This window comes from Kribbella sp. (assembly GCF_035655035.1).
GTDB lineage: Bacteria > Actinomycetota > Actinomycetes > Propionibacteriales > Kribbellaceae > Kribbella.
The window spans coordinates 1-9,339 of sequence record NZ_DASRVN010000631.1 but is presented as its reverse complement, the minus strand read 5'-3'; the positions used below and the strand labels follow the sequence as shown (position 1 = coordinate 9,339).

Below are 9,339 nucleotides of genomic sequence, written 5' to 3'. Positions count from 1 at the left end.
ACGTACGCGTTCAGGGCCGTCGTCCGCTTCGACGCGTCCGCGACCAGCACGTCCTTGACCGGTACGCCGTCCGCGTCCGCGAGCTTCAGGAAGTCGTTGCGCAAGGCACCGGCCGGCATCGAGGTGAAGTGGTTGAAGCGCGGCTCGACCAGCACCGGGTACGCGAACGACACGCCCAGCACCAGCAGCGCCGAGATAATTGCGCCCGGCAACCACCAGCCGCGCTGCCGGCGTTTCGCCAGCGCGATCAGCACGACCGCGACGATCGCGACACCGAGCGACGTGAGCAGCCAGTTGACGCCGCGGTCCCAGACCCACAGCCGCCAGTTCTCCACCGACAGCCCGTACTTCAGGCTGACCCGCTCCGCCAGGACGTCGGTCGGCACGGTGAGCAGGTTCGTGATCAGGGTGATCCCGGCGACCGTGACCGGTACGGCGAGGAACCACGGGCGGACGCGCAACGCGTCGTACAGCCGGCGTCCCAGCGGGCTGAAGCCGATCGCCAGCGGGACCACCACCGAGATGATCCAGGACGTCGTCGACCACTTCAGGATCTCGTGGCGGAATGCGTTCTGCCGGGCGATCTGCGCACTGGTGAAGTCCAGCGCGGCGTCCGGTTTCGGCAGGTCGATCAGGTGCCACGGCGTGGTGACGGCGATCGTGAAGACCAGCGCGAGCGCGAGCAGTCCGCCCGTGGCACGCGGGGCCCACGAGCCGGCCGGGCGCTTAGGCACCGGCAAGCCTCTCCAGGTACTTCTGCCACTGGGCGACGAACTCGGCCTCGGTCATGCCCAGCACCGACTTGAACGCGTCCGCCAGACCGGTCGCACTCCCCGACCGGTCCACGGCGCGGTAGAACGCCACCAACTTGTCCTGCCCTTCACGCTCGGCGATCAGCCGGCACGCCAGCCACGCCTGTTCGTACGCCTGCGGCAGCTCGGTGGCCGAGGCCGCGAACGCGTCCGGCGTGGGCAGCGCGGCCGGCACCTTCCCGGCCCGGACCGCCTTGAACAGCTCCTTCGCCGCCGACTCGTCCTTCACCGGTACGGCGGTGAACGCGACGTAGTCCGCGAAGCCCTCCGCCAGCCACAGCGGGACCGGCGAGGCGGTCGCGTGCGACGCGACGTGGGTGGTCTCGTGGGTCAGCACGATCCGGCGGCCCTGGGTGCCAAGCTCCTCGAACAGCTTCGGGTTCGCCACCACCCGCACCGGCGCGTTCGCGGCCGGGGTGTCCAGCTCGGCCATCGTGACCGCCGCGATCTGGGTGTACGTGTTCGGCTGGGCGCCGAGGATGCCCTCCATCTGGGCCTGCTTCGCGGGAAGGTAGACGATCAGCTTCTGCCGCCACTTCTTGCCCCACACCTTGGACACCGACTCGACGGCCTTGTCGGCGACCGAGACGTAGCTCTTCGCGTCGGCCTTCGACCCGAGGCCGATCACCAGGCTGCGCTTGCCCTTGGCCAGCTCGATCGGGCCGAGCGCCCAGATCGGCTTCCGCTGCCCGGCCGCGTACCGCTCCGAGAACGAGGCGGCGTACGTCTTCCCGTCGCGGGTCACGAACGTCACCGGAAGCGTCTCGCGGGCCGGCGTCACGTCGTACCCGGAAAGCTGCCACGAGACCTCGACCTGCGCGAGCCAGGCCTGGGTGCCGCCGAGCTCGAGCTTGCGGTCCGGGGTCAGGCCGTTGGTGTCGTCGCTCACGTAGCGCAACTGGAACGTACCGAGCGGGAGCGTGCTCAGGTTGCCGAAGATCATCCGCGCGCTCACCTGGAAGGCGGTCGACTGCGGATCGATCGTGTTCAGGAACTCGTGAGTGTCGTCGTGCGCGACCGCGTCGGTCATCTTCTGCAGGACGGCCTCGCCCGCGACCGCCCGCTGGACACCGGCCTGCGCCTGGTCCGTGGTGGGCGTCGACACCGGCTGGTGCGATCCCCGCGAGTTCGGGCTCGCCGGCGCGTCGGCGACGTACTGCAGCCCGGCGTACCCGGCGCCGGCGACCAGGCAGACGGCCAGGCCGATCGCGACCTTCTTCAGGATCGGTGCGTACGGCGGACCGCTGGGTCGCTCCGGGTGCCGATCCGACTCCACCGGGTCGCCGTCGGACGGGACCACCGGCAGCGGAACCGTGTCGCCGTGCTCGTCGATCACCTCGGCCCCTCGCTGCTCACCTGCCCCAGTCAGGCGGGACATCCGGCCTCCTCCGACAGTACGGCATCGCGAACCGTCATCGGCTCCGGGGATCACTCCCCGGAGCCGATGAGTACGTCACAAGGTCGCAGGTCAGCCCGGACGGACCATGGCGGCGATCGGCATCTCGTTCATCGGGGCGATCTCGACGCTCTTCCCCGGACGCGGAGCGTGCACGATCCGGCCGTTGCCGAGGTACAGGGCGACGTGGCTGATCGGGGTGTAGTAGAAGACCAGGTCGCCCGGCTGCAGCTCGGACCTGCTGATCGGGCGGCCTTCACCGGACTGCGCGGCCGCGGAGTGCGACAGCGAGACGCCGGCCTTGCCCCAGGCGTACATCGTCAGACCGGAGCAGTCGTAGGAGCTCGGGCCGGCCGCGCCCCAGACGTACGGGTCGCCGAGCTGGGACAGCGCAGCGTTGATCGCGATCGCGCCGCGGCCGCTGGCCGGGATGTTGGGGATGTTGGTGTCGGTGCTGGTCCGGTCGCCGCTGCGGGTCGGGCGCTGCTTGCGCGCGTTCTCCGCCGCCCTCGCGTTCTCTTGCTCGATCCGCTTGCGGTCGGCCGCGCTGAGCTTGTCGAGGACGCCCTGCGCCTTGTCGAGGTTCGAGTTCAGCTGGTTGACGAAGCCGGTCTGCTTGGCCTGCACGGCCTGCAGCGCGCCCAGCTCGGTCTGCTCGCTGGCCTGCAGGTCCGTCAGCTTGCCCTGGGCGAGCTGGTAGCGACGGAGCGCCGCGTTCTGCTGGCCGGCGAACGCCTGGGCGGTGGACGCCTGGCTGAGGAACTGGTCCGGGTTCGTCGACAGCAGCAGCTGCGCGGTCGTCGAGATGCCCGAAGTCTGGTAGCCGGCCACCGCGAGGGAGCCGATCTGCCGCTTCACCGCGTCCACCTGCGCCTGCTGCTTGGCGATGCCCGACTTCAGCGCGTTCACGCGGGCCTGGGCGGCGCTGATCTGGCCGCGGAGCGCGTTCGCCGACTCACCGGCCACCTCGGCCTGGTGCTGGAGGTCGGCGACCTGCTTCTTCGCCTCCGACATGGTGGGCGCGGGGTCGGCGTTCGCCGCTCCCTGGATCAGGATCACGCCCGCAGCGACAGCCGTGCTGGTGATGGCGGCGAGGGCGATTCCCTTGGTGCGGTTGATGCGTCCGATGGACACAGCCCGGTCGGTCCCTTCCTCTGCTCGCGCCGTCCCCGTTGACCAGACCGGCCGCGAACTTCAGGTCCGCGGATCCGCCGGGTCACTCCCTCGGCTTGCCGCTGCCCGGTCGGCCGGAGCGGCCGACACCCTGAGGCAACGAGAGGTAACAGTAGTGACCGTTTCGTGACCGGCGCAATTCGCCCCTCGGGTTTGATCGAAAATTAACGAAGCCGGCCGGCGGCCGAACGGCCGTTTCGCCTTCTGGCACAGCGGTTCAGCCGGTCTGCTCCCGCGGGTCCTTCGCCGGCTCGATGCTGTCCACCGCGTGCACCAGGCGCAGCGGCGGGACCAGGCCCGACTCGGCCAGCGCGTCCAGGGCGGCCTTCTCGTCGTCGTCGATGCGCAGGCCGCCGGACCGTTCGGCCGACAACCCCAGCACCACCGTGACGACACAGTCCTGGCATCCCGGGCCCTTCATCACACAAGCGTCGCAGTCGATCAGCACAACATCCTCCAAGTGGGGAAGCGCCGGACTTGCATCCGGCTGAGAAGGACGCTAGAGACCCCCGCCGACAATTTGTGCCGTCAGGTGCGGGCGATCCTGGAGATCAGGCTCGTCGCCGACAGTGCGCGGGCACCGAGTTTCACGGTGCTCTCGGCAACTTCGCGGTCGGTGGACACGACCACCACCGGGCGGCCCGGCGGCTCGGCGCGCACCAGTTGCCGGATCACCTCGTCCGCGATCACCCCGGCCGGGCTGAACCGCACCCGCACGCCGCGCGGCGGGTTCAGCTGCACCGGCCCGGACAGCTCGGCGCCGTCGAACACCACCGTGACCTCGATGCGACGCTGCGCCACCAGTGCCCCGAGCGCGGTCACCAGCCGCTGACGCTGCGAGTGCAGCGGCGAGTTCGGCCACGCGGTCTTGGTCACGTTGTACCCGTCGATGATCAGATGCACCTGCGGCAACGACAGCAGTTCGTCGAACAGCGCGGGGTCGTCCTCAGGCGCCGTACGTCCGACCGGGGCCGCCTCAGGCTCGGAACCGGCCACCGTGTCCGCCGGGCGGAGCTCTCCCCCTGGTGGCAGGGCCAGCTCACGGCGCAGTCCGCTCGCTGCCTCCAGCAACGTGTCGAGCAGCAGCCGGGTACGTGTCGTCGCCAGCTCACGCTCCTGTCCCGCCGTACGCCGGGCCGCGTGCTCGACCGCTTCCAGCTCGGTGATCCGGGCGCGGAGCTTGCGCAGCTCACGGTCGACCTCGGCCCGGGCCGCGTCGACCCGTTCGTCGGCGGTCGCGGCCTCCTTGGTGCGTTGCTCGAGCTCGGTGTGCAGACCGGTGATCCGCTGCCGGGCCTCGTTCAGCTTGCGGCGGAGCGTGACGTTCTCGGCCTTCAGCTCGTTGACCTGTTCACGAAGCCGTTCGCGGACCTGACGGGTCTCGGTGCGTGCTTGGTCGAGCTGGTCGGACAGCCGGTTGACGGCTTCGGCGTCGGCGCGCGGGTTCTCCACCGGGACCTGCGCGACCGCTGCCAGGTGCTGCTCCCAGCCGTCCGGACGGAGCAGGTAGGCGAGCGCCGCGACCTCCACCGGGTCCGCCGCGGGCACCGGTACGCCGTCCGCGACCGCGTCGCCGAGCTCCGGGTGCGCACGCCGTACCTCGAACGCGGTCAGCTTCCGGAAGTGGTCGTCGGTCTCCAGGATCGGGCCGAGCACCGACGCCGACAGCTTCGCCCGTTTCGCCGGCGCGAAGCTGGCGAACCGGCGCAGCGGGGCCGGTACGTCGGTCGCCGGGAGTTGTCCGAGGGCGTGCGCGGCGAGGGTCAGGACGCGTTGCCGGACCGGTTCAGGCAAAGTCGTGGCGGCAGAGCTCGCGGCGGTGCCGGCCTCAGTCACCGGTCCGCAGTCCGGCTGGAACGGCGACCTGGATCGGCCGGTGACGCAGACCACAGTGAACGGCCCTCCGGCCCTGATTCACGGTGATCGCCTGTGTACGCATACAGAGAGCCTAGTCGACTCGTCTGCGTGTCACCTGCGGAATTGTCGGTGGCGGCTCCTAGCGTCGTGACCATGACCAGTCCTGTGCCCGCCATGGACCCGGAATCGCCGCCGCCGATCCGTGGCGTCCAGCACAGTTTCGACGACCTCGGTACGCCGCTGCGCGACATCACGTTCTGCATCGTCGACCTGGAGACGACCGGCAATCCGCCGGGCGAGGGCGGCATCACCGAGATCGGCGCGGTCAAGGTGCGGGCCGGCGAGGTGCTCGGCGAGTTCCAGACGCTGGTCCACCCGCCGGAGCCGATCCCGCCGTTCATCGCCGTACTGACCGGCATCTCCGACCTGATGGTTGCCTCGTCACCGCGGATCGAGTCGGTGCTGCCCGCGTTCCTGGAGTTCGCACACGGGTGCGTGATGGTCGCCCACAACGCGCCGTTCGACATGGGCTTCCTGAAACACGAGACCCAGGTGCACGGGTACGACTGGCCCGACTTCGCGGTCGTCGACACCGCGCTGCTGGCGCGCCGGGTGATCACCCCGGACGAGGCGCCGAACTGCAAGCTCGGCACGCTGGCCAAGCTCTTCCGCACCACGACCACGCCGAACCACCGCGCGCTGTCCGACGCGCGCGCCACCGTCGACGTGCTGCACGGGCTGTTCGAGCGGGTCGGGTCGTTGGGCGTGCAAACGTTGGAGGACCTGCAGACGTTCTCGTCCCGGGTCGCGCCCGCGGTCCGGAAGAAGCGGCACCTGGCCGAGTCGTTGCCGCACGCACCGGGTGTGTACCTGTTCACCGACGACCGCGGCGAGGTGCTGTACGTCGGCAAGTCGAAGGACCTGCGCACCCGCGTCCGCTCGTACTTCACCGCCTCCGAGACCCGGAACCGGATCGGCGAGATGGTCGGCATCGCCACCGGCGTCCGCGGGATCGAGTGCGGTACGCCGCTGGAGGCCGAGGTTCGTGAGCTCCGCCTGATCGCGGAACACAAGCCGCGGTACAACCGCAGGTCGAAGTTCCCCGAGCGGCAGCACTGGCTGAAGGTCACGGTCGAACCGTTTCCGCGGCTGTCCCTGGTCAAACAGGTCCGCGACGACGACGCCGGGTACCTCGGCCCGTTCGGCTCCCGGAAGACGGCGGAGCGGGCGATGGCCGCGCTGCACGAGGCGTTCCCGATCCGGCAGTGCACCGCGCGGATGTCGAGGCGTCCTGCTTTGTCACCGTGCGTGCTGGCGGAGATGGGCCGGTGCGTGGCGCCGTGTGACGGGCGGATCTCGGTGGATTCGTACGGCGAGTTCGTGACCGGCCTGCGGTCCGCGCTGACCGTGGACCCGACACCGGTCGTCGACGCCCTCGACCGGCGGATCGACGTACTGTCGGCGGACGAGCGGTTCGAGGACGCCGCCGTGCACCGGGACCGGTTGAGCGCGTTCGTGCGCAGCTCGGCGCGGATGCAGCGGATGGCCTCGGTGACCGGGTGTGCCGAGATTTGCGCGGCCCGGCGTACCGACGACGGCGGCTGGGAGCTGCACGTGATCCGCCGCGGCCGGCTGGCGGCGGCCGGGTTCAGCCCGCGCGGGACCGACCCGCGGCGGCACCTGGAGATGCTCCGGGCGTCCGCCGAGACCGTGCTGCCCGGGATCGGCCCGGTCGCGACCGCGTCGCCGGAGGAGATCGAGCTGGTCCTGCGCTGGCTCGAGCTCCCCGGCGTCCGCCTGGTCGAGATGGACGGCACCTGGACCTGCCCGGTCAGCGGCGCCGGCCGCCACCTCACCCGCCTGGACAACGCGCACAGCGACCTCCACCACCACCCCGCCGAACGCCGCCGCCACCTCCGCCCCCTCGGCCCGGCCCGGGTCGGTTAGGTGGTGATGAACTGGCAGTCGGAGCGGATCAGTCCGTCGGGCGCGAGCAGCAGTATGTCGGTGCCGCCGCCGAGTACCGCTCCCCCGCCGGCCGGGACCATCGCCCAGTGCGGTTCACCACGTCCCGCAGTGCGACGGCCGGGCCGTTCTCGACGAACTCGCACTGCCCGGACGCTACGAACTCGCCGTACCCCCGCGCCTCCAGGCTCGCAGCGACCCCGATCCCGGCGGGCGCTGCGGGGCCTCGGCCGCACTATGCTTCAGCGGGTCGAGGCGTGAGTACCGGACGGTGTTTCCGGCCGGGTTCAGAGGATGTTCAGAGGAGAGGACGGCATGGTCACCGCGATCGTGTTCATCAAGGCCGACGTCGCACGGATCCCCGAGGTCGCCGAGGCGGTCGCCGCGATCGACGGCGTCAGTGAGGTCTACTCCGTGACCGGCGGGCTCGACCTGATCGCCCTCGTCCGGGTCGCGCACCACGACGACCTGGCCACCGTCATCCCCGAGCACGTGAACCGGGTCTCCGGGGTGCTCAGCACCGAGACGCACATCGCGTTCCGCGCGTACTCCAGCCACGACCTGGAAGCCGCCTTCAGCCTGGGCGAGGACGGTGTCTGAGGACCGGTCCGCTCGGGTCCGGCTGACACGCGCTGAAGTTACGGTGAGCACATGAACGTCTGGGGCCAGTTCGTCGCCGACCAGGTCCGCGCGTGCGCGCCGACGGTGCAGCGAGGACGCGGATGAGCAACCCACCCGCCGGCTGGTACCCCGACCCCACCGGCCAGCCGAAAACCATCCGCTTCTGGAACGGCGAGAAGTGGACCAATCAAACCGACCACGAGGACCAGGCCGACCACCTGACCTCCGCCGCCGGCGACCCTGCCACGCCCGCGTCCCCCCAGGAGCCGTCGTCCGAACAGCCGCGGTCCGCAGACCGGTCCACGTCATACGAGCAGCCCAGCAACAACCAGTGGTCGAACACGCCCGACCAACCCGCCTGGTCAGCCAACCGACAGCCCTGGGCCGCCGACCAATTCACCTCGTACGACCAGCCCGACACCGAACAAACCCAGATCCACCCGTCGTCCGGCCAGGAACACCCGCACCCTGCCAACGACCACCAGCCGACCACCCCGAACCAATCGGCCTGGTCCGCCGACCAGCAACCGTGGAGCGCCGACCAGTTCACCTCCTACGAACAGGCCGACCCCGAACAAACCCAGATCCAACCGTGGTCGGGCCAGGAACAACCACACCCCACCACCGACCACCAGCAGACCGGTCCCAACCAACCGGCCTGGTCCGCTGACCAGCAACCGTGGAGTGCGGACCAGTTCACCTCGTACGACCAACCCGACCCGAACGCGGAGCAGACCCAGATCCAGCCCGCAGCCGACCGCGACCAGCCCAGCAACAACCAGTGGTCGAACACGCCTGACCAACCCGCCTGGTCAGCCAACCAACAGCCGTGGGCCGCGGACCAGTTCACCTCATACGACCAGCCCGACCCGAACGCGGAACAAACCCAGATCCAGCCGTGGTCGGGCAACCAGTCGTCCCCCGACGTCGAACAAACCCAGCAACAGCCGTGGTCCGGCCAACAGTTCCCCGTCCACGAGCAGTCTCCCCAGCAGCCGTGGTCCGCCGACCAACAGCCCTGGGCCGCTGACCAGTTCACGTCGTACGACCAGCCGGCCGCCCCACAACAAACCTGGCCAGACCAGCAACAACCCAACGAGCAGCAGCCCGCTCAACCGCAAAACCCCTGGCCAACCACCCCCCAGCCCCCAGCCAACCAGCCCTGGCCCGCCGACAACGCGGCCAACCAGCCCTGGCCACCGCAACATCAGCGGGACGGCCAGCACACACCCCCGCCTATCCAGCCCCTCCAGCTGGACGCCCCTTCCCAGTCAGGCCCCGCCGGCGCACAGGAACCTGCCGCCGAGCGTCCCGACGCCTCCGGCCAACCGGCCAACGCCCCTGGAACACGCACACCAGGCCTGCGCTCGGTCAGCTCCTCCGAGGCAAACAACACCGCGCAGCCCGAGGCTCAACCCGAAGCCGGCTGGTGGCAACCATCCGCCACCCCACAACTCTGGGTCACCCCACAACCCACCAACACCCCCACCCCCGACGGCCCCCACCTCCGAGCCG

Annotated in this window: 8 protein-coding genes and 1 pseudogene; 3 read left to right on the top strand and 6 right to left on the bottom strand. The window is 70.2% G+C overall.

Features of this window, described 5'->3' with window-relative positions; translation table 11 throughout:
- The 5 genes and pseudogenes from VFF46_RS33170 to VFF46_RS33150 all read right to left on the bottom strand — a co-directional run.
- Nucleotides 1-734, bottom strand: a pseudogene (locus VFF46_RS33170) (M48 family peptidase); the annotation flags it as partial.
- Nucleotides 727-2,190, bottom strand: a complete 1,464-nt coding sequence (locus VFF46_RS33165) for a hypothetical protein (protein ID WP_325041193.1) — start codon at nucleotides 2,188-2,190, stop codon at nucleotides 727-729. The pseudogene VFF46_RS33170 and the gene VFF46_RS33165, both read right to left, overlap by 8 nt.
- A 90-nt stretch (nucleotides 2,191-2,280) precedes the next feature.
- The gene (locus VFF46_RS33160; protein ID WP_325041192.1) at nucleotides 2,281-3,342 is read right to left on the bottom strand and encodes a C40 family peptidase; all 1,062 of its coding nucleotides are present in this window, start codon (nucleotides 3,340-3,342) and stop codon (nucleotides 2,281-2,283) included.
- A gap of 256 nt (nucleotides 3,343-3,598) precedes the next feature.
- Nucleotides 3,599-3,802 carry a hypothetical protein gene (locus VFF46_RS33155; protein WP_325041191.1) on the bottom strand — a complete coding sequence of 68 codons (204 nt, stop codon included), beginning with the start codon at nucleotides 3,800-3,802 and terminating at the stop codon, nucleotides 3,599-3,601.
- A gap of 107 nt (nucleotides 3,803-3,909) precedes the next feature.
- A complete protein-coding gene (locus VFF46_RS33150) occupies nucleotides 3,910-5,217 on the bottom strand; it encodes an NYN domain-containing protein (RefSeq protein WP_325041190.1) in 1,308 nt (435 codons plus the stop codon).
- 174 nt (nucleotides 5,218-5,391) lie between these two features.
- Here VFF46_RS33150 and VFF46_RS33145 point away from each other — a divergent pair, with 174 nt between their 5' ends.
- Nucleotides 5,392-7,185 carry a DEDD exonuclease domain-containing protein gene (locus VFF46_RS33145; RefSeq protein ID WP_325041189.1) on the top strand — a complete coding sequence of 598 codons (1,794 nt, stop codon included), beginning with the start codon at nucleotides 5,392-5,394 and terminating at the stop codon, nucleotides 7,183-7,185.
- Here VFF46_RS33145 and VFF46_RS33140 read toward each other — a convergent pair.
- Entirely contained in the window at nucleotides 7,182-7,349 is a 168-nt protein-coding gene (locus VFF46_RS33140; protein ID WP_325041188.1) for a hypothetical protein, read from the bottom strand. The two genes, VFF46_RS33145 and VFF46_RS33140, sit on opposite strands and share 4 nt — an antisense overlap.
- Before the next feature lie 169 nt (nucleotides 7,350-7,518).
- Here VFF46_RS33140 and VFF46_RS33135 point away from each other — a divergent pair, with 169 nt between their 5' ends.
- The gene (locus VFF46_RS33135) at nucleotides 7,519-7,803 is read left to right on the top strand and encodes an Lrp/AsnC ligand binding domain-containing protein (RefSeq protein ID WP_325041194.1); all 285 of its coding nucleotides are present in this window, start codon (nucleotides 7,519-7,521) and stop codon (nucleotides 7,801-7,803) included.
- A gap of 122 nt (nucleotides 7,804-7,925) precedes the next feature.
- The coding region (locus VFF46_RS33130) for a DUF2510 domain-containing protein (protein WP_325041187.1) at nucleotides 7,926-9,339 on the top strand (1,414 nt) is incomplete at its 3' end.

What these genes read in the sequence shown, in the direction of transcription:
- VFF46_RS33165 (WP_325041193.1), bottom strand. Translation starts at nt 2,190, where the DNA reads ATGTCCCGCCTGACTGGGGCAGGTGAGCAGCGAGGGGCCGAGGTGATC.
- VFF46_RS33155 (WP_325041191.1), bottom strand. Translation starts at nt 3,802, where the DNA reads ATGAAGGGCCCGGGATGCCAGGACTGTGTCGTCACGGTGGTGCTGGGG.
- VFF46_RS33145 (WP_325041189.1), top strand. Translation starts at nt 5,392, where the DNA reads ATGACCAGTCCTGTGCCCGCCATGGACCCGGAATCGCCGCCGCCGATC.
- VFF46_RS33135 (WP_325041194.1), top strand. Translation starts at nt 7,519, where the DNA reads ATGGTCACCGCGATCGTGTTCATCAAGGCCGACGTCGCACGGATCCCC.